At 71.0% G+C, this 23,546-nt stretch carries 21 protein-coding genes; 13 read left to right on the top strand and 8 right to left on the bottom strand.

Features of this window, described 5'->3' with window-relative positions; translation table 11 throughout:
• Positions 1-7 precede the first annotated feature (7 nt).
• Positions 8-1,243 (top strand): MFS transporter, encoded by a 1,236-nt coding sequence (locus tag ACIBH1_RS29095; RefSeq protein WP_397317134.1) that lies wholly within the window; start codon positions 8-10, stop codon positions 1,241-1,243.
• Here ACIBH1_RS29095 and ACIBH1_RS29090 read toward each other — a convergent pair.
• Positions 1,221-3,335: a DUF6351 family protein gene (locus tag ACIBH1_RS29090; protein ID WP_397317133.1), complete on the bottom strand. Its 2,115-nt coding sequence runs from the start codon at positions 3,333-3,335 to the stop codon at positions 1,221-1,223. The genes ACIBH1_RS29095 and ACIBH1_RS29090 overlap by 23 nt on opposite strands.
• Positions 3,336-3,478: 143 nt before the next feature.
• On the opposite strand from ACIBH1_RS29090, the gene ACIBH1_RS29085 reads away from it, so the two are divergent.
• Genes ACIBH1_RS29085 through ACIBH1_RS29055 form a run of 7 tightly spaced genes read left to right on the top strand, consistent with a single transcriptional unit; the run spans position 3,479 to position 9,120 of the window.
• Positions 3,479-4,594: an AI-2E family transporter gene (locus ACIBH1_RS29085; protein ID WP_397317132.1), complete on the top strand. Its 1,116-nt coding sequence runs from the start codon at positions 3,479-3,481 to the stop codon at positions 4,592-4,594.
• Between the two features lie 11 nt (positions 4,595-4,605).
• Positions 4,606-5,151, top strand: coding sequence for a PaaI family thioesterase (locus tag ACIBH1_RS29080; protein WP_397317131.1), 546 nt, complete (start codon positions 4,606-4,608; stop codon positions 5,149-5,151).
• Positions 5,148-5,585, top strand: coding sequence for a dUTP diphosphatase (gene dut, locus ACIBH1_RS29075; RefSeq protein ID WP_181613200.1), 438 nt, complete (start codon positions 5,148-5,150; stop codon positions 5,583-5,585). Before ACIBH1_RS29080 ends, dut begins: the two co-directional genes overlap by 4 nt.
• A gap of 17 nt (positions 5,586-5,602) precedes the next feature.
• Positions 5,603-6,235 (top strand): DUF3710 domain-containing protein, encoded by a 633-nt coding sequence (locus tag ACIBH1_RS29070; RefSeq protein ID WP_397317130.1) that lies wholly within the window; start codon positions 5,603-5,605, stop codon positions 6,233-6,235.
• A gap of 26 nt (positions 6,236-6,261) precedes the next feature.
• The gene (locus ACIBH1_RS29065; RefSeq protein WP_181613201.1) at positions 6,262-6,654 is read left to right on the top strand and encodes an OB-fold nucleic acid binding domain-containing protein; all 393 of its coding nucleotides are present in this window, start codon (positions 6,262-6,264) and stop codon (positions 6,652-6,654) included.
• Positions 6,651-7,376: a DUF3159 domain-containing protein gene (locus ACIBH1_RS29060; RefSeq protein WP_397317129.1), complete on the top strand. Its 726-nt coding sequence runs from the start codon at positions 6,651-6,653 to the stop codon at positions 7,374-7,376. Before ACIBH1_RS29065 ends, ACIBH1_RS29060 begins: the two co-directional genes overlap by 4 nt.
• A 16-nt stretch (positions 7,377-7,392) precedes the next feature.
• Entirely contained in the window at positions 7,393-9,120 is a 1,728-nt protein-coding gene (locus ACIBH1_RS29055) for a serine/threonine-protein kinase (RefSeq protein ID WP_397317128.1), read from the top strand.
• Here the strand turns inward: ACIBH1_RS29055 and ACIBH1_RS29050 are convergent.
• Positions 9,117-9,776, bottom strand: a complete 660-nt coding sequence (locus tag ACIBH1_RS29050) for a TrkA family potassium uptake protein (protein ID WP_181613204.1) — start codon at positions 9,774-9,776, stop codon at positions 9,117-9,119. The genes ACIBH1_RS29055 and ACIBH1_RS29050 overlap by 4 nt on opposite strands.
• A complete protein-coding gene (locus ACIBH1_RS29045; RefSeq protein ID WP_397317127.1) occupies positions 9,776-10,441 on the bottom strand; it encodes a potassium channel family protein in 666 nt (221 codons plus the stop codon). Before ACIBH1_RS29045 ends, ACIBH1_RS29050 begins: the two co-directional genes overlap by 1 nt.
• Before the next feature lie 50 nt (positions 10,442-10,491).
• On the opposite strand from ACIBH1_RS29045, the gene ACIBH1_RS29040 reads away from it, so the two are divergent.
• Both ACIBH1_RS29040 and ACIBH1_RS29035 read left to right on the top strand, forming a co-directional pair.
• Positions 10,492-12,489 carry an APC family permease gene (locus ACIBH1_RS29040; protein WP_397317126.1) on the top strand — a complete coding sequence of 666 codons (1,998 nt, stop codon included), beginning with the start codon at positions 10,492-10,494 and terminating at the stop codon, positions 12,487-12,489.
• Positions 12,490-12,498: 9 nt separating this feature from the next.
• On the top strand, positions 12,499-13,734 hold the full coding sequence (locus ACIBH1_RS29035) for a class I SAM-dependent RNA methyltransferase (RefSeq protein ID WP_397317125.1): 1,236 nt from the start codon (positions 12,499-12,501) through the stop codon (positions 13,732-13,734).
• On the opposite strand, the gene ACIBH1_RS29030 is transcribed toward ACIBH1_RS29035, so the two are convergent.
• The 5 genes from ACIBH1_RS29030 to ACIBH1_RS29010 form a co-directional block, all read right to left on the bottom strand.
• On the bottom strand, positions 13,731-14,168 hold the full coding sequence (locus tag ACIBH1_RS29030; RefSeq protein WP_397317124.1) for a hypothetical protein: 438 nt from the start codon (positions 14,166-14,168) through the stop codon (positions 13,731-13,733). The two genes, ACIBH1_RS29035 and ACIBH1_RS29030, sit on opposite strands and share 4 nt — an antisense overlap.
• 99 nt (positions 14,169-14,267) lie before the next feature.
• Positions 14,268-14,864, bottom strand: a complete 597-nt coding sequence (locus ACIBH1_RS29025; RefSeq protein ID WP_397317123.1) for a DNA-binding response regulator — start codon at positions 14,862-14,864, stop codon at positions 14,268-14,270.
• Positions 14,861-15,916, bottom strand: coding sequence for a sensor histidine kinase (locus ACIBH1_RS29020; RefSeq protein ID WP_397317122.1), 1,056 nt, complete (start codon positions 15,914-15,916; stop codon positions 14,861-14,863). The genes ACIBH1_RS29025 and ACIBH1_RS29020 overlap by 4 nt, the downstream gene beginning before the upstream one ends.
• A complete protein-coding gene (locus tag ACIBH1_RS29015; protein WP_397317121.1) occupies positions 15,913-17,010 on the bottom strand; it encodes a sensor histidine kinase in 1,098 nt (365 codons plus the stop codon). Before ACIBH1_RS29015 ends, ACIBH1_RS29020 begins: the two co-directional genes overlap by 4 nt.
• Before the next feature lie 45 nt (positions 17,011-17,055).
• Entirely contained in the window at positions 17,056-18,054 is a 999-nt protein-coding gene (locus tag ACIBH1_RS29010; RefSeq protein ID WP_397317120.1) for a hypothetical protein, read from the bottom strand.
• Positions 18,055-18,145: 91 nt separating this feature from the next.
• On the opposite strand from ACIBH1_RS29010, the gene ACIBH1_RS29005 reads away from it, so the two are divergent.
• The 3 genes from ACIBH1_RS29005 to ACIBH1_RS28995 all read left to right on the top strand — a co-directional run bounded on the left by ACIBH1_RS29005 (position 18,146) and on the right by ACIBH1_RS28995 (position 23,397).
• Positions 18,146-19,054: an LLM class F420-dependent oxidoreductase gene (locus ACIBH1_RS29005; RefSeq protein ID WP_397317119.1), complete on the top strand. Its 909-nt coding sequence runs from the start codon at positions 18,146-18,148 to the stop codon at positions 19,052-19,054.
• Between the two features lie 103 nt (positions 19,055-19,157).
• A complete protein-coding gene (locus ACIBH1_RS29000) occupies positions 19,158-20,765 on the top strand; it encodes a 3' terminal RNA ribose 2'-O-methyltransferase Hen1 (RefSeq protein WP_397317118.1) in 1,608 nt (535 codons plus the stop codon).
• Positions 20,758-23,397 (top strand): polynucleotide kinase-phosphatase, encoded by a 2,640-nt coding sequence (locus ACIBH1_RS28995; protein ID WP_397317117.1) that lies wholly within the window; start codon positions 20,758-20,760, stop codon positions 23,395-23,397. Before ACIBH1_RS29000 ends, ACIBH1_RS28995 begins: the two co-directional genes overlap by 8 nt.
• Positions 23,398-23,546 lie beyond the last annotated feature (149 nt).

Raw genomic sequence — 23,546 nt, 5'->3', positions numbered from 1 at the left:
TCGTGTCGTGAGCATCCTTAAGGATCGTGATTTTCGCGGACTTTTTCTGGCGGACACCGCCAGCCAGCTGGGCACCCAGGTGCTGGTGCTCGCCATTCCCCTGGCCGCCGTCCAGTCGCTGAACGCCTCCGAGTTCGAGGTCGGCCTGCTGGCCGCGCTGCAGACGGCCGCCTTCCTGCTGATCGGCCTGCCCGCCGGGGCGATCGTCGACCGGCAGCGCAAGCGCAACGTGATGATCGTGGCCGACTGGGGACGCGCGCTGACCCTGGCCAGCGTGCCGCTCGCGTGGTGGTTCGACGTGCTGACGATGGGCCACCTCTACGCCGTGGCCGTGATCATGGGTTTGTTCACGGTCTTCTTCGACGTGGCCTACCAGAGCTACCTGCCCTACCTCCTCGACAGGGACAGCCTGGTCAGGGGCAACTCGGCGCTGGAGGTCGTGCGCACGGTCTCCCAGCTGGGCGGCCCGCCCGTGAGCGGATGGCTGATCCAGTGGCTCACCGCGCCCTTCGCCCTGCTCACCACGGTCGTCGGCTTCGCGTGGTCGGCGTTGTGCCTGGGCACGATCCGCAAGCGCGAGCAGCGCCAGCCCCGGGCGGCCGACCGCCACCTGGGCCGGGAGATCATGGAGGGCCTGCGGTTCGTGCTCGGGCACCGGCTGCTGCGCAGGATCGCGGGCTCCACCGGCACCTTCAACCTGTTCTGGTCCATGGCCAACCCGATGATCATCCTGCTGCTTGCCAGGGACCTGGAGCTGACCGCGGGCGTGATCGGCCTGCTGACCGCCGTCGGCGGCCTGGGCGGGCTCGTCGGCGCCGCGGTGGCCTCCAAGTTCGCCGCCAAGGTCGGCCAGGGCCCGGCGATCTGGATGTCGACCGCCCTGAGCGCCCCCTTCGGCTTCCTGCTGCCGATCGTCGAGGCCGACTGGCGGCTGGGTCTGGTGGTCGTCCAGGAGTTCATGTTCGGCCTGGGCGTGGTCCTCTACAACGTCACCCAGCTCAGCTTCCGCCAGGCGATCACCCCCGAGCCCCTGCTGGGCAGGATGAACGCCACCATGCGCTTCCTCGTCTGGGGCACGATGCCGATCGGCGGCATTATCGGCGGTGTGCTGGGCGAGGTGATCGGGGTGCGGAACACCCTGTGGATCTGCGCCGCCGGAGCGACGCTCTCCTTCCTGTGGATCTACACCTCACCCATGCGCACCATGCGTGAACTGCCCGTCAGTAATCACACACCCCAGTAGGGAAGATCTGCTTCAGCCGCGCCCGCTCCGCGGCCGACGGCCGCCAGGAGCCGTACAGCCCCCTGGCGACGGCCCGCTCGACCGGCTGGCGCTTGCACGCGTAGACGCCGCCCTCGATCGGGCCGCCCGCCACGATGCGGGACGTCGAGTAGAGCGGGAAGGCCTGCGTGCAGGCGCCTGGCGAGCGCCTGTCCAGGATGCCGTTCCACACGTCGGGACCGGCGGCGATCTGCGCGCCCTCGGTGGTGAAGCAGCGGTCCACGGCCAGCGCCGGCTTGTTGCCCGCCACGCCGCGGCGCGGGTTGGCCCTGATGCTGGCCATCCACTCGTCGATCACCTGCAGCGCCTCCGGCGTCTGGTCGAAGCGAGCGGGGCCGTTGGTGAACCAGATCACCTGGTTGCGGGCGTCGCGGTCGTGGTTGAGCATGCGCTGACGCGAGGCGAAGGACTGGTGGCTGTTGTGCATGTCCAGCTCCTCCTCCAGGTAGTGGCGCCAGTCGATGATCGGGATGTCGATGTCGCCCCTGAACACCAGCCCGCTGCGCTGCACGTTGCGGATGGCCGCGGGATCCCCGGTACGGCGGGGCGCCGGATCGCCCTGGTGGGCGTTGCGTGCGCTCCACGGGTCGAAGTCGGCAGGGCAGGCGCTCGGCACGAAGGGACAGCCCTCCTGGACCATGTCACGCGCCTCCTTCCAGGAGCCGACCGTGGCGTTGAGGTCCAGGAACTCCGCCGGAGTGATCACGCCGTCGGTGAGCGCCCCGAGCCCGTACTGCACGCCCACGTTGTCCCAGGTGGAACGGGCGTAACCGTCGGGGCCGACGCCGTAGACGTTCTTGACGTCCTCCCAGTGGGTCCAGTGCACGGTGTCCTTGACGCCCGGCGGGTCCATGCGCGCCCACTCGGGATCGTTGTCGTCGGTCCACTTCGGGTTCATGGACAGCGGCGTCAGGCCGCGCCAGCCCTTCACGCACTCGGTCGAGCCGGGCCTGCCCGTGTAGGGGTTGGCGACGGTGTCGGAGGCGTTCAACCCGATGAGCGCGGTGCGCTCGTCCCACCGCGCCCACCTGTCGGGGTGCTGGTCCATGTAGCGTTCGAGCAGCTCGCAGTCGCCGACGTGGATGGTCTGGGTGACCATGTCGGGATAGGAGTACTGCGGGATGGCCGCGTCGATGATCCGGCTGCCGTGGTTCTGGCCGTAGATGTACTGCTGGATGCCGCCGCCGCTGCCGCCCACGCCGACGGTGTACAGCGGCCTGCCGTACAGCTCGACGAAACGCTCCTTGACCATCAGCGCCGTCTCGCCGCCGAGGATCAGGTTGTAGTGCGTGGAGGTGCGGGTGCCCGAGGAGTGCAGGATCGCGTAGCCCTTGCCCAGGCCGTACGGGTCGAGCGCGCTGCCGCCGAGCGTGCCCTGGTCGTGGCCGATCGCCACGCCGCCGTCGAAGCGGTAGATCGCCCGCTTGTTCCAGTGGCCCTCCAGGACGGCGAGCGAGTAGATGAAGCGGTTGATCACGCCGCGCTCGCGGGTGACGACGAAGTCGACCGTGGTGCCGTCGAGCAGGGTGGTCTGCGACATGTCGTCGGGCCTGGCGTCGGGCATCGGCTTGAACTGGCCGCCGGTCGAGCGGTAGAGCCGGTCGGTGACGCGGGGCGCGAAGCAGTCGCGGCTCCAGCCTCCCTCGACGCGGTAGCCCTGGCCGTCCTGGTTGTCCACGACGGGCGGGCCGAGGCCGCTGCGCTCGGTCTTGCAGACGAAGGGGTACTGCTGCGGCCCCGAGAAGACCGGCCCGCCGATCGGGTGGTTGACCAGCCGCAACGATGTCCGGGCCCGCCCGTTCGTGGCGGTGATCGTGTTCTCCCCGACCCGGAGCCCGTCGACCAGGGCGGTGCCGGAGTCCGCGAACAGGGCGGTGACGTCCTCGCCGTTGCGGGTGACCTTCAGTCGCGGCCCGCGCTCGACCGAGATGAGCGCGTCGCCGCCGGTGACCTGGTCGGGGGCGCTGGAGAGCACCTCCAGGCCGACGGAACCGCCGTGGGAGGCGGTGGGTAAGCCGAACAGCAGCGTAGAGACCAGAATAATCGTCCGCACATCCACGACGGTGCCACGCGGACGTGAGGTTGCCCAGGCCCGATCTGTGAGGTCGCCCGCGCCGGCCCCCGGGACGTGGTCCGATCTTCAGCCGACGGGATAACCGTGCGCGCCAGGGTCGATCACGTGACAGTCTTGAACACGTGCGTCCCGACCGACCGATGAAGCTCGTCCCACCCACGCTCGCCAGAGCGGCGGCGTGGTGCGCCTGCGTGATCGTGGTCGGCGTCGTCGTCTACTTCTTCTCGCAGGTCGTGGCCAGGCTCAGCTTCGTGGCCCTGCCGGTGGCCATCGCCCTGCTGCTGACCGCGCTGCTCTACCCCCTGACCAGCTGGCTGCGCGGCATGGGGCTGCGGCCCATCTACGCCACGTGGCTGACCATGCTGGTCGCGCTCGCGGTGATCGGCGGCACCGGCTGGCTGGTCGGAGCCCGCGCCAGCGACGAGTTCCCGCGCCTGGCCGAGCAGGTCAGCAAAACGGTCGAGAACGTCCGCGGCTGGCTCAAGACGGGGCCCCTGCACCTGCAGGAGACGCAGATCACCGAGTGGTTCCAGACACTCGTCACCGAGCTCAACAACCAGGGCCAGGCGATCGCCGGCACCGCGCTGGCGGCCGGCCAGGTCGCCATCGAGGTGCTGGCCTCGATCGTGCTGCTGCTGTTCGTCACCTTCTTCCTGCTCAAGGACGGCGACCGCATCTGGTCGTGGTTCCTCAAGGCCTTCGGCGGCATGGCGCCGCGCGTCGACCGGGCCGGCAAGGTCGCCTGGGTGACGATCTCCCACTACGTGCAGGGCACCGTCGTCGTCTCGGCCGTGCACGGCTTCGTGATGGGCGTCGTCCTGGCCGGCCTCGGCGTGCCGCTGTGGGCGCCGCTGGCGGTGCTGATCTTCCTGTCCAGCTTCATCCCCATCGTCGGCATCTTCTTCGCCGGCACCGTGGCCACGCTGGTCACGCTCGGCTCGACGGAGCCGTGGAAGGCGCTGGTCTTCCTGATCATCCTGATCGTCGAGCAGCAGCTGGAGAACCACGTGCTCCAGCCCCTGATCGTCGGCAGGGCGCTCAACTTCCACCCGCTGGCCATCATCCTCGTGCTGGCCGTCGGCGGCATCCTGGCGGGCATCGCCGGCGCCGCCGTGGCCGTCCCCATCGCCGCGGTGATCTATCGGGCACTTCCCGAGCTGAGGCACGAACCACCAGCTCTGCCACCACCTCCGGAGGTAGCGGCAACCCCGGAGAAGAAGGTCGTGCCGGAGGAGTAACCTCGTCCGTCGTGACCCGCTCTTCCCTCACCACCCCGCCACCGGACGCCGAGGCTCCCCGGCCGCTCCTGACGGAGCCGACCGCGCTCGGATCCCACTACAGCAAGTGCTTCGGCTGCGGCACCGACCACCCGACCGGGCTGCACCTGAACGCCCGCACCACCGACGGCTCCAGCGTGGAGGCCGAGTTCGTGGTCGGCGAGGCCCACCAGGGCGCGCCAGGACTGGCCCACGGCGGCGTGCTGGCGGCGGCGATGGACGAGGTCATCGGCATGTCGATCTGGCTCTTCCAGCGCCCCTACGTCACCGGGCGCCTCGAGACCGACTTCAGGATGCCGGTCCCCGTGGGGACGACACTCCACTTGCGCGCCTGGTGCACCGGAATCTCCGGCAGAAAGGCGTACCTTGAGGCAGAGGGGCGCATCGGCGGTCCCGACGGCCCGGTCGCCGTCAGCGCGGCGGCGTTGTTCATCGAAGTGCGGATGGACCATTTCGCCAAACACGGTGACGTGGCCGCCATCGCCGCCGAGCACCACGACTTCGAGGTGAATCCGTGAGCATTGAGGTGTTGATCCAGCGGCTCGACCCCGAGCTGCCCCTGCCGTCGTATTCCCACCCGGGCGACGCCGGCGCCGACCTGCACACGGCGGAAGACGTCGAACTGCAGCCGGGCGAGCGCGCCATCGTGCGCACGGGCCTGTCGATCGCCCTGCCCGACGGCTACGCCGCCTTCGTGCACCCGCGCTCCGGCCTGGCGGCCAAGCACGGGATCACCGTCGTGAACGCCCCGGGCACGATCGACGCGGGCTACCGGGGCGAGATCATGGTCATCCTGCTGAACACCGACGCCAAGGAGCCCGTACGGCTCGGCCGCGGCGACCGCATCGCCCAGCTCGTCGTCCAGAAGGTCGAGCGGGTGGTCTTCGCCGAGGTGGAGGCGCTTCCCGGTTCGGCACGCGGTACCGGTGGGCACGGGTCCACCGGACGCTAGTGAGGGAGTGAACGACAGTGTTCCGACGCCGCAGGCGGGAGCAGACGCAAGAGGCCTCGGCCGAGGTCGCCGAGATGCGCGCATCGGGTCCGTGGGACTCCGACGAGCCGCATCCGGCCACCGAGCGCATCGACCTGGGAGGGTTGCGCGTACCGCCGTCCGGCGACTTCGAGCTGCGCCTGGCCGTCATGGGCGACCAGCTGGTCGGCGTCATCGCCGTCCAGGGCGACAGCTCGCTGCAGCTGCAGGCGCTGGCCGCGCCCAAGTCGGGCGGGCTGTGGGAGGAGGTCAAGACCAAGATCGCCGGTCAGCTGACCTCCGCCGAGCACCGTGACGGCCCGTTCGGCACCGAGATCGCCGGCCAGGTCCAGGCCGAGGGGCAGACCAGGGCCACCAGGCACATCGGCGTCGAGGGGCCGCGCTGGCTGCTGATGGCCGTCGTCAGCGGTCCCGCCGCGACCGACGAGAGCCTGGCCGAGCCGTTCGAGGCGTATCTGCGCGACGTCGTCGTGGTCCGCGGCCAGGAGCCGATGGCCAAGGAGGAGACGATCCCGCTGCGCAGGCCCAACGAACGCGCCGCGCAGGCCGAGGAAGACGAGCCTGGCCTTGATCCGTTCAGGCGAGGTCCGGAAATCAGCGAAATCCGTTGACAAAACTTCGCTTAAGCTGAGTCATCATGACGAGTACGGCAGAGCCTCCGAAACGCGGTCTCCGCGCCTTCTTCAACCGCCTGGCCTCGAGCCAGTCCGAGCTGGAGGCGCAGGAGCTGCGTGAGGACGCAGAGAACACCGGGGCGACCCCCATCGTTTCGTGCAGCAACCGCCGGCGCTTCTGCGTCGCCGGAACTCTGCGGACGGTGACGCTGCGTCCTCGTGGCGGGGCCCCCGCTCTGGAAGCTGAGCTCTACGATGGTTCCGACGTCATCGACCTGGTCTGGCTCGGGCGCCGCAAGATCGCGGGCATCGAGCCAGGACGGATCGTGAAAGCGGAGGGCCTGGTGAGCGTGCAGGACGGCCGCAAGGTGATGTTCAACCCGCGCTACGAACTGCGCCCCGGAGGAGCTACATGAGCGAAACTCGCGCCGAGGCGAACGCGCCCGGAGAAGAAGAGCGCGTGAGTCCCGCGGCCGAGCCGGAGGCGGTCGAGACCGTCGAGGCCGCCGTCCGCCGCCAGCTGGGCAAGGCCCTGGGCGGCAAACGAGGCGTCATCGAGGCCGCCATCCCGACCATCACCTTCACCGTCGCCTGGCTGATCACCGAAGAGCTCAAGCTCTCCCTCTACATCAGCGGCGCGGTCGTGGTGGCGCTCCTCATCGTCCGGGTGCTGCAGCGCTCGACCGTGCAGTTCGTCCTCAACAGCGCCTTCGGCATCGCCATCGCGGCCGTCTTCGTGGCCAAGAGCGGCAACGCCGCCGACATCGCGCTGCCAGGCCTCATCATCAACGCCGCCTACGCGGTGGTGATGTTCATCTCGATCATCACGCGCTGGCCCGTCATGGGCTTCCTCGTCGGCACCATGGCCGAGGATCCCCTCAGCTGGCGCAAGGACCCCGGCATCGTCAAGCTGTGCACCAAGCTCACCTGGCTGCTCATGGCGCCCAACCTGGTCCGCCTCGCCGTACAGGTGCCGCTCTACGCCGCGATCAAGATGGGCCTGCTGTCCCAGGAATGGGTCGTCGCCCAGCTCGGACTCAAGTACGCCATGGGCTGGCCGCTCCAGATCGCCTCCTTCGCCGCGATGGGCTGGGTGCTCGCGCGCGGCCGCACTCCCGTGAGCAGCCCCGCCGCCTAGCGGGTACGCTCGCCACGTGCCCGAATCCACCCCTCCCTCCGTCGGCGGCCGCTACCGGCTGGCCGAGGAGCTCGGGCGGGGTGGCATGGGCGTGGTCTGGAGCGCCCACGACGAGGTGCTCGACCGGGCCGTCGCCCTCAAGCAGGTCCTGCTGCCCGACTGGGTGGCCGCCAAGGAACGCGAGCAGGCCTTCACCCGCGTCCTGCGCGAGGCCCGCTCCGCGGCCAGGCTGCGCCACCCCGGCGTCATCACCATCCACGACGTGGTGATGCACGAGGGTTCGCCCTGGATCGTCATGGAGCTGCTGCCCGCCGAATCCCTGCACGAGGTCGTCGACCGGTGGGGGCCGCTCACCGAGGACGTCGCCGTCGAGATCGGCGTCAAACTCCTCGACGCCCTCCACGCCGCCCACGCCGTCGGCATCACCCACCGCGACGTCAAACCCGGCAACGTGCTGCTCCTCGACGACGGCGGCGTCGTGCTCACCGACTTCGGCGTCGCCCACGTCGCCGACTCGCCCACCATCACCGGCACCGGGATGCTGCTGGGCTCGCCCGCCTTCATGGCGCCGGAGCGGCTCGAAGGACGGCCCGCCACGGCCGCCTCCGACCTGTGGGCGCTGGGGGCGACCCTGTACACCGCCGTCGAGGGCGACCCTCCCTACCGCGGGCCCACGCCGGTGGCGGTGCTGGCGTCGATCCTGATGTCCGAGCCGCGGCCCATGGAACGTGCCGACCGGCTGCGGGGGGTCATCGCGGGGCTGATGGCCAAGGACCCGGGGGAGCGCATGGACTTCAGCACCGCCCGCGCTGCGCTGGTGCGCGCCGGGGGGCATCCGGAGGTGACGGGGTCAAGGGCGCTGGCCGACCTCGTACGGCTCGCGGACGAGGCGGAGGCCCGGGGCGGGCTGGGAGCTTCGTCGTCAGGGTGGTTCCGGACACCGGGGACATCGTCGGGGGCTACGGGCGCAACGAGGGCTACGGGGGCTTCGGCCGCTCCGGGGCTTACGGGGACATCGTCGGGGGCTACGGGCGCTTCGGGAGCTACGGGCGCTTCAGTGGCGCCGCAGGGGGCTACAGGCGCTTCTGAGGTGCGCGCCCGCCAGGCCGACGCCGGTCCCGGGCACGTGGCTCGTGAGGTGCGCGCCCATCAGATGGACGCCGAGCCCTTCACCCACCACCTGGGCGCCGACGTGGAGCACGACGAGCTCACCCCGCGCGACACCGCCGCGTGGCGTGCCCCGCTGACGGGCGTCGGTGCGGCGCTCACGCTCGCGGGCCTGGCCGGCTACAGCCTGCCCCGCCTCCTGCGGCAGCTGTCCATCGACACCACCGCCTTCAGCCCCCTCCTGGCCACCGCCGTCATGGCCGCCGGCCTCACCCTGGTGGCGCTGTGCGTGCGCGGCGACCTGCTGTCGGGCAACCGCGTGGCCGAGTGGGCCCTGCGCCTGCTCCCGCTGGTGGCCCTGCAGGCGGCCGTCACCGACTGGCTGGGCGCGCAGCCCACCACCCCCACCACCTTCATCCTCCTGGCCGCCTGGTCGGGCGCGGTGGCGGCGAGGGCGTGGACGATCGCGCGGCCCCCGGCGGCGGCCCTCGGCACGGGTGCCGTGGGCTTCGCCCTGGCGGCCATGGCCCAGGCCAACCACCTCAAGCCCGAGGTGGTGGCGATCTCGTGGTTCCTGACCGCGCTGTGGATGATCTGGGCCGCCCGCCGTACTTCCGCCGGAGCCCAGGTGCCCTAGTGCGGGGCGAGCAGCTGCCCGAGCTCCTCCTCGACCTCCTGGGAGGCGACGAACAGCAGCTCGTCCCCGGCCTCCAGCGGATCGTCGGCCGACGGCACGAGCACGCGTCCCTCGCGCAGGATGGCCACGAGGGCCGAGTCGGTCGGCCACGGCACCGAGCCGGCGCGCTGGCCGACGACGGGGGCGTCCTCGGGCAGGGTGAGCTCGACGAGGTTGGCCTGGCCCTGGCGGAAGGTCATCAGCCGCACCAGGTCGCCGACGGAGACGGCCTCCTCGACGAGGGCGCTGAGCAGGCGCGGGGTCGACACGGCGACGTCGACGCCCCACGACTCGTTGAACAGCCACTCGTTCGACGGGTGGTTGATGCGCGCCACCACGCGCGGCACGCCGTACTCGGTCTTGGCCAGCAGAGACACGACGAGGTTGACCTTGTCGTCGCCCGAGGAGGCGACGACGACGTGGCACGACGACAGCCCGGCCTCGTCGAGCGAGGAGATCTCGCACGCGTCGGCGAGCAGCCATTCGGCGCGCGGCACCGTGTCGATCTTGATGGCCTTGGGGTCGATGTCGATGAGCAGGACCTCGTGGCCGTTCTCCAGGAGTTCGGCGGCGATGGAGCGCCCGACGGCCCCCGCACCGGCGATCGCGACGCGCATCAGTGACTCTCCTCGGGTACGGCGACCAGCACCTTGTTGATCCGGTCCATGTCGTTCTCGTCGGCGATCACGTGCAGGACGTCGCCCTCCTGGACCACGGTGTCGTTCTTGGTGACCAGCGCCTCGCCCATGCGGTTGAGGAAGGCCACGCGGGCGCCCGCCGCGTCCTCCACGTCGGTCACCTTCGTCCCGATCCAGGCCGGGTTGACCGCGACCTCGGCGAGGATGACCTGGCCGGTCGGGTCGCGCCAGAGCGGCTCGGCGCCCTCGGGCAGGATGCGGCGCAGGATCTGGTCGGCGGTCCAGCGCACGGTGGCCACCGTGGGGATGCCCAGGCGCTGGTAGACCTCGGCGCGGCGGGGGTCGTAGATGCGCGCCACGACGTTGTCGACGCCGAAGGTCTCGCGCGCGACACGCGCGGAGATGATGTTGGAGTTGTCGCCGCTGCTGACCGCCACGTAGGCGGCAGCCGACTCGATGCCGGCCTCCTGCAGCACCTGGCGGTCGAAGCCGATGCCGGTGACCCTGCGGCCGCGGAAACCCGCGCGCAGGCGGCGAAAGGCCTGAGGATCCCGATCGATGATCGCGACCGAGTGGCCGTTGTCCTCGAGGATGTGGGCGATGGTCGACCCGACGCGCCCGCATCCCATAATCACGACGTGCATATGATCCCCAACCGGGTTGCCTCTCACTCAGCGTAATAGCATCTGGTTACGTGGCGAAGGTAACCGACCTTGTGAAGCGCGTGCTCGTCGGGCGCGCCCTCCGGAGTGGGCAGCTTCACGAGCAGCTGCTCCCCAAACGTATCGCGTTGCCCGTCTTCGCCAGTGACGCACTCTCCTCCGTGGCGTACGCGCCGCAGGAGATCCTGGTCATCCTGTCGCTTGCCGGCGTCGCGTTCTACCACTACAGCCCGTTCGTCGCGATCGCGGTGGTCGTGGTCATGCTGACGGTGGTGGCCTCCTACCGGCAGAACGTGCACGCCTACCCCAGCGGCGGCGGCGACTACGAGGTGGCCACCGTCAACCTCGGGCAGAACGCCGGCCTCACGGTGGCCAGCGCGCTGATGGTCGACTACGTGCTCACCGTCGCGGTGTCGGTCGCCAACGGCGTCGACTACGTGGGCGCGACCATCCCGTACGTCGCCGAGCACAAGCCGACCGTCGCCATCGTCATCGTCGTCCTGCTCACCGTGGTCAACCTGCGCGGCATCCGCGAATCCGGCGTGGCCTTCGCCATCCCGACCTACGCCTTCATGATCGCGGTTCTCGGCATGGTCGGCTGGGGCGCCTTCAAGTACCTCGCGCTCGGCGAAGAGCTGCGCGCGCCGACCGCCGACTACGACATCATCGCCGAGCAGACGAACCTGACCTCGTTCGCCGCCGCCTTCCTGATCCTGCGCGCCTTCTCCTCCGGCTGCGCGGCCCTGACCGGTGTCGAGGCGATCAGCAACGGCGTGCCCGCCTTCCGCAAGCCCAAGTCGAAGAACGCCGCCACCACGCTGCTCATGATGGGCCTGGTCGCGGTCACCATGTTCGGCGGCATCATCTCGCTCGGCCTGGTGTCGGGGGTGAAGGTCTCCGAGCATCCGGCGCAGGACGTGCTGATCGACGGGCAGCTCGCCGGACCCGGCTACTACCAGCAGCCGATCATCTCCCAGGTGGCCGACGCCGTCTTCGGCGGCGGCTCCCTGCTGTTCGTGATCATCTCCGTCGTGACGGCGCTCATCCTGTTCCTGGCCGCCAACACCGCCTTCAACGGCTTCCCCGTGCTCGGCTCGATCCTGGCGCAGGACCGCTTCCTCCCGCGCCAGCTCCACACGCGCGGCGACCGGCTGGCCTTCTCCAACGGCATCATCATCCTGGCCGCCGCGGCCTGCCTGCTGCTGTGGGGCTTCCAAGCGGACGTGTCGAAGCTGCTGAACCTGTACATCGTGGGCGTGTTCGTGTCCTTCACGCTCAGCCAGACCGGCATGGTGCTGCACTGGACGCGCCACCTGAAGACCGAGACCGACCCGCGCGTGCGCTTCCAGATGCAGCGCTCGCGGGTGATCAACGCCTTCGGCGCCGTCATGACCGGCGTGGTGCTGGCCGTCGTGCTGCTCACCAAGTTCATGGTCGGCGCCTGGATCGTCTGCCTGGCGATGCCGGTGCTCTTCCTGATGATGAAGGGCATCAGGCACCACTACGACAACGTCGCCAAGGAGCTGCAGCTCGACGACGACTACGACCCGGCCATGCTGCCCTCGCGCACCCACGCCATCGTGCTCGTGTCGAAGGTCCACAAGCCGACCATGCGCGCCCTGGCCTACGCCCGCGCCGCCCGGCCCTCGGTGCTGGAGGCCGTCACCGTCAACTCCGAGGGCTCCAGCGAGCTGAGCGCCGAATGGGACAGGCTGGGGATCCCGGTGCCGCTCAAGACACTCGACTCGCCTTACCGCGAGATCACCCAGCCGATCCTCGACTACGTCAAGAACCTGCGCAAACGTTCGCCCCGCGACGTGGTGGCCGTCTACATCCCCGAATACGTGGTCGGCCACTGGTGGGAACACCTGCTCCACAACCAGAGCGCCCTGCGGCTGAAGGCCCGCCTGCTGTTCAAGCCGGGCGTCATGGTCATCAGCGTGCCATGGCAGCTGCACTCCTCCGACCGCCTGCGCGGACGCCGCGAGCCCTTCGCCCCCGGGGCCGTACGGCGTGCTCCCAAGCCCTAAGCTGGAACGATGGATCTCGAACTGACCGTCGGCCCGGTCGCCCACGGCGGCTGGTGCGTGGCGCGCCACGACGGACGGGTCGTCTTCGTACGGCACGCGCTTCCCGGTGAGCGGGTCATCGCCAAGATCACCGAGGAGACCACCCGCTTCCTGCGCGCGGACGCCGTCGAGATCCTCGACGCCTCACCCGACCGCGTCGTGCCGCCCTGCCCCTTCGCCGGGCCCGGCCGCTGCGGCGGCTGCGACTGGCAGCACGCCTCCCTGCCCGCCCAGCGCGACCTCAAGGCCGCCGTGGTGGAGGAGCAGCTGCAACGCCTCGCGGGCATCACCAGGAAGGTCCTGGTCGAGGAGGTGCCCGGCGCGCCCGACGGCCTCGGCTGGCGCACCCGCGTGCAGTTCGCCGCCCGGCCAGACGGCACGCTCGGCCTGCGCAGGCACCGCTCCCACGACGTCGAGCCGATCGACGCCTGCCTGATCGCCCACCCCGAGGTCGAGGCGGTCGGCGTCCTGGCCCACACCTTCAGGGGCGCCGCCGGCGTCGAGGTCATCGCCGCCTCGGGCGGCGAACACGCCGTCGTCGTCCGCCCCAAGCCGCGCCGCACGGTCGCGGTGCCCGCGCTCGACGCCTCCATCCTCGTCGACCAGGGCAAGGGCCGCACCGAACCCCGCCACGGCTCGGGCCTGCTGCACGAACGGGTCGACGACCGCGAGTTCCAGGTGACCGGCAGCGGCTTCTGGCAGGTCCACCCGGGCGCCGCCGAGACCCTGCTCGACGCCGTCATGACGTACGGCGCGCCGGAGCCGGGGGAGTGGGCGCTCGACCTGTACTGCGGCGTCGGCCTGTTCACCGCCTCGCTCGCCGAAGCCGTGGGCCCCGACGGCGCCGTGCTCGGCATCGAGACCGACGCCACCGCCGTCCGAGACGCCAGGCGCAACCTCCGCGACCTGCCCCAGGCCCAGGTCGAGCGGGGCAGGGTCGAGGAGGCGCTCGACCGGTTCGACATCGAGCGGGCCGACCTGGTCGTGGTCGACCCGCCACGCTCGGGGCTCGGACGCGAGGTCGTCGACCGGATCGCGGGGCTGCGGGCCTCACGGGTGGTGTACGTGTCATGCGACCCGGCGACGCTGGCGCGCGACCTGGCGTGGTTCGACGAGCGAGGGTACGCGCTGGCGGACCTGCGGGCGTTCGACGCGTTCCCGATGACGCATCACGTGGAGTGCGTGGCGCTGCTCGTCGCCGCCTAGTACGGCACGTACTTGTCGATCGAGCCGACGGTGTTGCTGCTGCCGTCGGTGAGGTAGATGCGGAAGCAGGCCTTCGGGGAGACGACCGTGGAGATCGTCTTGGTCGAGTTCGCGGCGATGTCGCCGTACCAGTTGATGACCCGGCTGCCGTTGGCGGCATTCGGGTCGCACTTGGTGGCCGCCCGCCGGTAGAGCTTGATGCCGGCGTTCTTCAGGCCGTACTTGTTGGAGTTGATGACGGAGGCCTTCGCGGTGCAGGTGGCGTAGGTGTAGGTGATCCTGAGGCTCAGCCCGCCGCCGATGCCCGAGGTCTTGGAGACGGCCGCGTAGTCGCCTGAACCGCAGGCCGCGTGCGCGGGGGCGGCCAGGCTGATGGTGGCGGTGGCGGCGATCACGGTGACCGACGCCATGGAGAACAGGGACTTGATGCGCATGAACTGCTCCTCCGCTGGGAGATTCTCCTCAATTCGGGTCGGAATTGTCCCGAATGAGGCGAAGGTAGCAATCCATGGGTATGTCGTCGGTATGTCGCCTCAGAGCCAGCCCATCCGCTGGGCCGTACGGATGGCCTCGAGCCGGTTCTGGGCGTTGAGCTTGGTCATCGCGCTCGACAGGTAGTTGCGCACCGTGCCCTCGGTCAGGTGCAGCTCCGCGGCGATCTTGGCGATGGCCGCGCCGTCGCCGGCCATGCGCAGCGCGTCGGTCTCGCGGTCGGTCAGCGGGCTGTCGCCCGCCGTCATGGCGGCGGCGGCCAGGTCGGCGTCGAGGTAGCGCCCGCCGCCGTGCACCTTGCGGATGGCCATGGCCAGCTCTTCGGCCGAGGCGTCCTTGCCGAGGAAGCCGCTGACCCCGGCGGCCATGGCGCGGCGCAGGTAGCCGGGGCGGCCCAGGCTGGTCAGGATCACGATCTTGGCCTGGCCGCTGATGCGCTCGGCGGCGGTCAGACCGTCCATGCCGGGCATCTCGATGTCGAGCACCGCGACGTCGGGCGTGTGCTCGGCGACCGCGGCGACCACCTCGTCGCCCCGGCCCACCTGGGCGACGACCTTGATGCCGTCCTCGAGGTCGAGCAGGGCGGCGATGGCGCCGCGGATGAGGTGCTCGTCGTCGGCGAGCAGGACCCGGATCACGCCGGCACCGTCGCTCTGAACAGGCCGGGCTCGGCGCTGACGGTGCCGCCGGCCGCGCTCACCCGGGCGGCCAGCGCTTCGAGGCCCTGCCAGGTGCTGCCGTCGTTCGACATCTCCAGGACTCCACCTTCGATCGTGATGACGCACCTCTTCACGGTGCCCTGCTGCAGGATGGTCGTGGCGCCCTCGCGCACGGCCGTGGCCAGCAGCGTACGGCTCTGCGGCGACAGATCCGCCGTCGAGGCGCGCACGATGCACACCACGTCCGCCGCCTCCAGTACGGCACGCACGCTGGACAGGGTCTCGTCCAGGTCCAGGGCGCGGTAGTTCTGCACCGTCTCGCGCACCTGCTTGAGCGAGCTCCTGGCCCGGTCGCGCACCTCGAACATCTCCTGCCTGGCCGCCTCCCTGTCGGGGTTCTCGGCGGCGACGAGGCTGGTGGCCGAGATCTCGGCCAGGCTCTGGCCGAGCAGCGCGTTCAGGTCCTTGGCCAGCCGCAGCCGCTCCTCCGACACCGCCAGCCTGGCCTTGGCCTCCTCGCCGTCGTGGGCCTCGAGGGCGACCTTCCACAGCGCCTGGTTGGCGATCGTGGCGCCGACGAAGAACACCACGAGCATGAGCATGACCAGCATGGCCTGCAGAGCGAACTCGGGCGCGAGCAGCGCCATGGCCACGCCCGACGCGGCCACGACGCCGGCGGAGGCGAGGACGGTGGTCCGTCTGCGGACGAAGGGCGCCAGCATCGCCAGCCACATCGGGGCCGCCACGAACACGGCCGTCGCCGACAACGCCAGGGCGATCACACCGGAGACCGTCAGGAGGAGCGTGGGTCGCCGCCCTCCCGCCATCATGATGCGGAAGGGGCGCGTGCCCAGCGCGAACAGGACCACGCAGAGCACCGAGCCCGCCACGGCGAGCGCCAGGGGGTAACCCTCGCCCGTCATCACGACCAGCTGCGCGATGCCCAGGAAAGCGGCGAGCATGAGGAAGTCGTAGGAGTAGGCCATCAGCCAGCGGATCTTGTCGAGGCGGCCGGCCTTGCGGCGGATCATGCGGGCACCGTCGCCGTCAGCAGGAACTCGTCGCGTCCCACGGGATGGGCGTCCAGGGAGCCGCCGGCCACGGAGATGCGCTCGGCCAGGCCGTGCAGCCCGCTGCCGCCCGCCTGCGCCGCGTGCCGTACGCCGTCGTTGCGGATCTCCAGGCGCCCGGCGTCGAGCCGGATGTGGCAGCGGGTGGCGCTGCTGTGCTTGAGGATGTTGGTGGTGCCCTCGCGCACCACCCAGGCGAGCAGGGCGCGCGAGGCCGCGGGCAGCTCCGCCGTACGGGCTTGGACCAGGCAGTCGGCGCCCACGCCCGCCAGCGCGGCGCGGGCCTGGTCGAGCTCCTCCTCCAGGTCCAGCGCGCTCAGGCCGGTCGCGGTGACGTGCAGCTGGCTGAGCGCCTCGCCGGCCAGGCGGTGCACCTGGAGCATCTCCTCGGCCGAGCCGAGCTTGGCGGCCAGCTCGCTGCGCAGCGACAGCAGGACGAGGCTACGCCCGAGCAGGTCGTGCAGGTCCCGCGAGAAGCGCAGGCGTTCCTCGGCCACGGCCAGGCTGGCCTTGGCCTCCTTGCTCTCGTAGGCCTCGCGGATGGTGCGCCAGAGCCACAACCACAGCCACATCCCGTACACCATGACGACGGCCATGATCGTGCTGAGCGTCAGCAACCACCACCAGGCCTCGCCGGTGCGCAGGTGCATGACGACGGTGAACAGGCCGACCATGACGGCCCCGATCGCCAGCGTCACGCGCAGCCTGAGGAACAGCCCGACGGCGCTGAGCATGAACCACGGCAGGATGTCCCAGGACGCCGCGCCGTACCCGTCGGCGGGGAACAGCAGTGTCACCGCCAGGGACGCCGCGGTCATCAGGGCGAGCAGGGCGACGGGCGCGGGCTTGTTGTCGAAGGCGGCCCTGAGTGTCCAGGGGAAGCCCGCGTAGACGAGCAGCTGGAGCACACCCGCGACCAGTGCCTGGGCGGGGGTGACCTGCTTCAGCGCCAGGAGCGTGAGGAGGTTGATGAGGGAGGCGATCGCGACGAAGGCGATCACCGCGTCCATCCAGTACACGAGGATCCTGCGCGCCACGTGCGGGCGTGCTGCCACCTCATGCCCTCCTAAGTCCGCCTGTTGTCGGACTTATCCTACCCGTCAGCTGCGGGTCCGCCGCAGAATCCCCGTCACGGCCGTCGCCGGTACGGCACCGCGCAACGACAACCACGCGAGCCCGTGACGCGCGGCGAAAATCGTGAGCTTGCGCGCGTCGAGACTGCTCATGTCGCCGGGCGCGACCAGCACCGCCGTCACCGCCATGCGTCGCCAGGCCGTCGCGGGATCCGTGAGGCGCTGCGACACGGCGATCTGGCGCTGTGCCGTACGCAGGGCCTCGGCCAGCCGCTGCATGCGGCCCGCCGGGGCCGTCTGCGGCTCGATCGGCGCCAGCAGGTTGACCGTGTCGACCACCGCGCCCGCGTCGTGGGTGGCCTTCAGTACGGCTGCCGCCTTGTCGAGGGGCAGGCTGAAGGTCACGTGCAGGGGTCTTTGCCGCTGCATGAGCCGGATCGCCCGGGCGCGGCGCGCCGTCGTGACAGGATCGCCGTCATCGGCCTCGAAGTCGGCGTGCGTCGCCCCGACGGCGTCGAGGGCATCGCGGTAGGCCTGGGCGAGCTGGAGCGGCTTGCGGCAGGTCGCGGCCAGGTCGCGCCCGCCCGGCCCGCCGAAGGCCAGCAGGGCGTCGCCGCCCTCGGAACGCAGCCGCGTCAGGCGGTTGGCGACCGGATTGCCCGCCGGGTCGAGCTGCCCGCTCCACTTCGGCGAGCAGCCGTCAGGGGCGGCGACGATGTGGCCCAGCAGGTACCAGCGCACCCCCGTGCGCTGCGCGTGGTCGGGCAGGTTCAGATCGGGCGAGCGCGCGGTGTTGACGTAGGAGACGAACGTGGTCGGATCCCTGCGCTGCGACGGCGTGGGCGTCGAGGTGACCGCCACCGGCTGCCGGTCGGCCGCCCGCGCCGAGTCCTCAGGCTCGCGCTCGGGAGCCGCCGTGGTCGGGAGCAGCCAGACGGCCGTTCCCGTAGCCGCCGCCAGCGTCAGCGCGGCCAGGATGGAGACGGAGCGGGGCAGGGTGCCCGGCGCTCTACGATGCTCCGACATGCGCCACCCCCCGTGGTGGATTGATTACGGAGAGCATGGATGGTGAACCCTAGCAAGTGATCGCCGCAATGCGCCCGGATAATGTGAAAACATGAAGTTGAGGATCTTCACCGAGCCCCAGCAGGGCGCTTCGTACGACGACCTGCTCACAGTCGCCCAGGCCTCGGAGCGGCTGGGATTCGACGCCTTCTTCCGTTCCGACCACTACCAGCGGATCGGCGCCGGAGACCCCGGTCCCGGCTCCACCGACGCGTGGATCACCCTGGCGGGCCTGGCCCGCGAGACCTCCACCATCAGGCTCGGCACCCTCGTCACCCCCGCCACCTTCCGGCTGCCCGGCCCGCTGGCCATCAGCGTCGCCGGCGTCGACCAGATGAGCGGCGGGCGCGTGGAACTGGGCCTCGGCACCGGCTGGTTCGACGACGAGCACGCCGCCTACGGCATCCCCTTCCCGCCGCTGGGCGAACGTTTCTCGAAGTTCGAGGAGCAGCTGGAGATCATCAGGGGGCTGTGGGCCGCCGACAAGCCGTTCTCCTACGACGGCGTGCACTACCGGCTCGTCGACTCGCCCGCGCTGCCCAAGCCCGCGCAGCGGCCCGGGCCGCCGATCATCATCGGCGGCGTCGGCTCCACGCGCACCCCGCGCCTGGCCGCGACCCACGCCGACGAGTACAACGTGCCGTTCAGGCCGCTCGACGTGACCGGCGAGGCTTTCGAGCGGGTACGGCAGGCGGCTGCCGGGCGGTCGCTCGTCTACTCGGCAGCGCAGACCGTGGCCGTCGGGCGCGACGAGGCCGAGGTCGAACGGCGGGCCGCGGCCACCGGGTACACCGCCGAGGCGCTGCGGCGCGACGGGCTGGCGGGCACGCCAGAGGAGGTGCTCGACAAGATCGGGCGGCTCGGCGAGCTCGGGGCTTCGCGGGTGTATCTGCAGGTGCTCGATCTGGGGGATCTGGAGCACTTGGAGCTCATCGCGGCGGAAGTGCTTCCGCGGGTGTGATGCCGCGCTTTCTCCGGCTGTGGCGGGGTTCCTGGGAGCCGGTTATCCACAGCCGGAGAAACGCGGTGGCTCGCCTCCGGGCCGGTCGTGCAGACTGTTCCCCGTGTTGCTGACGATCACGACCACCCTGACCCCTGCCACCGACCTGGGCTTTCTCCTGCACAAGCATCCCGACCGGGTGCAGGAGTTCAGCCACGCGTTCGGCACGGCCACGGTCTTCTACCCGGAGGCCTCCGAGCAACGCTGCACCGCGGCGCTGATGCTCGAGGTCGACCCGGTCAGGCTGGTCCGCACGCGCAGCCACGGCTCACCCGACTTCAGCCTGTCGCAGTACGTCAACGACCGGCCCTACGCCGCCTCCTCGCTGCTGGCGGTGGCGCTCGGCGACGTCTTCCGCACCGCGCGGGCCGGGCGCTGCAACGCCCGCCCGGAGCTGGCGGCTCAGGCTCTTCCGCTGGAGATCTCCCTGCCCGCGCTGCCGTGCCGCGGCGGGCCCGAGCTGGCCCACCGGCTCTTCGAGCCGCTGGGGTGGGAGGTGGAGGCCACTGCCGTGCCCCTCGACGACGCCTTCGCCTCGTGGGGCGACTCCCGCTACGTGACGCTCACGCTGCGCGGCTCCGTGCGGCTGGCCGACGCGCTCAACCATCTGTATGTGCTGCTGCCGGTGCTTGACGACTCCAAGCACTACTGGATCGCGCCCGACGAGGTCGACAAGCTCGTGCGTGCCGGGGAGGGGTGGCTGGCCGGGCACCCCGAGCGTGGGCTGATCACCCGGCGATACCTGGGGCGGCGCTCGTCGCTCGCCAGGACCGCGCTGGCGCGGCTCGCCGAGCTGGGCGACGAGGTGGAGGAGGCGCTGGAGCCGGCGGTCGCCGAGGAGGCGGCCGCGGGGGAGACGGCCCTGGACGAGGTGCTGGCGAGCGAGACGCTTGCGTCAGGTGACGCCGACGCCGATGCCCGATCCTCGGCGGAGGCCGATGCTCGGTCCTCGGGTGACGCCGGTGCCGGTGCTCGGCCCTCGGCTGGCCCCGGCGCCGTGCCCTCGGAGCCCGTGCACGAAGACCGTGCCGAGGAGCCCTCGGGCAAGCCCACCCCCCTCAACACCCTCCGCCGCGAGGCGGTCCTGGCCACCCTCGCCGACCTCGGCGCCACCAGCGTCATCGACCTCGGCTGCGGCGGCGGCGAACTGGTCGGCGCCCTGCTCTCCCGCCCCCGCTTCACCCGGGTCACCGGCACCGACGTCTCCCCCCTCGCCCTGACCATCGCCGCCCGCAAGCTGAAGCTCGACCGCATGCCCGACGCCAAGCGCGCCAGGCTCACCCTCTTCCAGTCGGCCCTCACCTACACCGACAAGAGGTTCACCGGCTACGACGCGGCCGTCCTCATGGAGGTCGTCGAACACGTCGACCCGCCTCGGCTGACGGCACTGGAGCGCGTGGTGTTCGGCCACGCCAAACCGCAGCACGTCATCGTCACCACCCCCAACATCGAGTACAACGTGCGCTACGAGTTCCTCACCGGCCTGCGCCACAACGACCACCGCTTCGAGTGGACCAGACAGGAGTTCGCCGCGTGGGCCGAGCAGACCGCCACGCAGTACGGCTACAGCGTGCGCTACGCCCCCGTGGGCGAACCGGACCCCGACCTGGGTCCACCCACCCAGATGGCGATCTTCACCCTTGGCCCGGCGAAGGAGGGCTCCGATGACTGAGGTACGTGTTCCCGAGCTCTCGCTCGTCGTCCTGGTCGGCGTGTCCGGCAGCGGCAAGTCCACCTTCGCCGCCAGGCACTTCAAGCCGACCCAGGTCATCTCCTCCGACTACTGCCGCGGCCTGGTCGCCGACGACGAGAACGACCAGGCGGCCACCCCGGCGGCCTTCGACCTGCTGCACCACATCGTCGGCATCCGCCTCGGCCGCGGCCTGCTCACCGTCGTCGACGCCACCAACGTCCAGTACTCCGCGCGCAAGAGCCTCATCGACCTGGCCAAACGGCATGACGTGCTGGTCGACGCCATCGTCCTCGACGTGCCGGAGGAGGTGGCGATCGCCCGCAACGAGTCCCGGCCCGACCGCGACTTCGGCGCAGGCGTGGTCATCCGCCAGCGCAAGGACCTGCGACGCTCGCTCAGCAAGATCAACCGGGACGGCTTCCGCAAGGTCCACGTGCTGCACGGCCTGGACGAGATCGAGTCGGCCACGATCGGCTACGACCTGGCGTGGTCGAACAAGAAGCACCTGACGGGACCGTTCGACATCGTCGGCGACATCCACGGCTGCCGCTCGGAGCTGCAGACGCTGCTGTCGACGCTCGGCTGGCAGCCGGGCAGGGAGATCGACGGCCGCTGGGAGCCGGGCACCGAGATCAACGGCACCTGGCACCCAGCCACGGCCGACCCCACCGCGGCCGACTCCACCACGTCGGTCTCCAGCCCCGCCCCCGCCTCCGCCCCGGTGCCCGCAGACCACCCTCGCCCCGAGGTGCGCTGGGTCGATGCGCGTCACCCCGACGGTCGCACCGCCGTCTTCGTCGGCGACCTCGTCGACCGCGGCCCCGACACCCCCGGCGTCCTGCGCCTCGTCATGTCCATGGTCGAAGCCGGCCGCGCCATCTGCGTCGCCGGAAACCACGAGCAGAAACTCGTCCGAGCACTCAACGGCCGCAAGGTCAGGGTCGCCCACGGCCTCCAGGAGTCCCTCGACCAGCTGGCAGCCGCCGACGAGACTTTCGTCGCGCGCGCCCGCACCTTCATGGACGGCCTGCTCAGCCACTACCAGCTCGACGGCGGCAACCTGGTCGTCGCGCACGCGGGCCTCAAGGAGGCCTACCACGGCCGCGCCTCGGGCCGCGTGCGCAGCTTCGCCCTCTACGGCGACACGACCGGCGAGACCGACGAGTACGGCCTGCCGATCCGCTACCCCTGGGCGGAGGAGTACCGAGGCAGGGCGATGGTCGTCTACGGCCACACCCCCACGATCGAGCCGACCTGGATCAACAACACCATCTGCCTCGACACGGGCGCCGTGTTCGGCGGCAGCCTCACGGCCCTGCGCTACCCGGAGAAGGAACTGGTCTCCGTCCCCGCCGAGCAGGTCTGGTACGAATCGGTCAAACCCCTGAGCGCCCCCGGCTACCGAGACCCGGGCACGCTCGACATCGGCGACGTCCAGGGCACCCGCCACATCGAGACCCGCTTCCTCAGCAGGGTCAAGATCCCCGAGGAGAACGCCGCCTCGGCCCTGGAGGTCATGAGCCGCTTCGCGGTCGACCCGCGCTGGCTGCTCTACCTGCCGCCCACCATGGCCCCGCCGGAGACGTCCAAGCTCGACGGCTACCTGGAGCACCCGCACGAGGCGTTCGAGGAGTTCGCCGCAGCGGGCGTGAGGGAGGTCGTGTGCGAGGAGAAGCACATGGGCTCGCGCGCGATCGCCGTCCTGGCCAGGACCCCGGAGGTGGCCGCCGCCCGCTTCGGGATCACCGACGGCTCGACCGGCTCGGTTTTCACCCGCACGGGCAGGCCGTTCTTCGCCGACCTCGCACCCCTCGTCGACCGGCTCCGTGAGGCATGCGAGCCGCTGTGGAAGGCGCTCGACTCCGACTGGGTGATGCTCGACTGCGAGCTGCTGCCGTGGTCGGCCAAGGCGATGGAGCTGATCCGCTCCCAGTACGCCTCGGTGGGCGCCGCCTCGCGCACCGCCCTCCCGGCGGCGCTGTCGGCCCTCACCACGGCGGCCGGGCGCGGCCTGGATGTGGGCGAGCTGATAGACCGCACCCGACGCCGAGACTCCAACGCTGCCCTGTTCCGCGCCGCATATGCACGCTACTGCTGGCCGGTCGACGGGCTCGAGGGCGTACGGCTCGCGCCGTTCCAGATCCTGGCCTGCGAGGGGCGCGCCACGGCGCTGGAGCCACACGCCTGGCACCTGTCCACGCTGGGCACGCTCGACCACCCGCTCATCGCCCAGACGCGGCACCTGTTCGTCTCGCTCGACTCCCAGGAGTCGCGCGAGGAGGCCACCGCGTGGTGGGAGGCGATGACGGCCGCAGGCGGGGAGGGCATGGTGGTCAAACCCGCCGAACACACCCCGGGGCGCATCCAGCCGGGCGTCAAGGTGCGCGGGCGGGAGTACCTCCGCATCATCTACGGGCCCGACTACACCGAGTCGCTCGACCTGCTGCGGCGGCGGTTCCTCGGCAAGAAGCGCTCGCTCGCCCTGCGCGAGCACGCTCTCGGCCTGGAGGCGCTGTCGCGGCTGGCCGACGGGGAGGCGCTCTGGCGCGTCCACGAGCCGGTGTTCGGCGTCCTGGCCCTGGAATCGGAGCCGGTCGACCCCCGCCTCTGACGACCACCGTCGCGGGGGGGGGGGGGGGGGGCCCCCCCCCCCCCCCCCCCCCCCCGGCCCCCCCCCCCACCCCCCCCCCCCCCCCCCCCCCCCCCCCCGGGGGGGGGGGCCCGGCCCCCGGGGGGGGCCCCCACCCCCCCCCCCCCCCC

This window comes from Nonomuraea sp. NPDC050663, from assembly GCF_044456985.1.
GTDB lineage: Bacteria > Actinomycetota > Actinomycetes > Streptosporangiales > Streptosporangiaceae > Nonomuraea.
The sequence above is the reverse complement of the archived record's forward strand: the minus strand, read 5'-3'. Positions and strand labels throughout refer to the sequence as shown.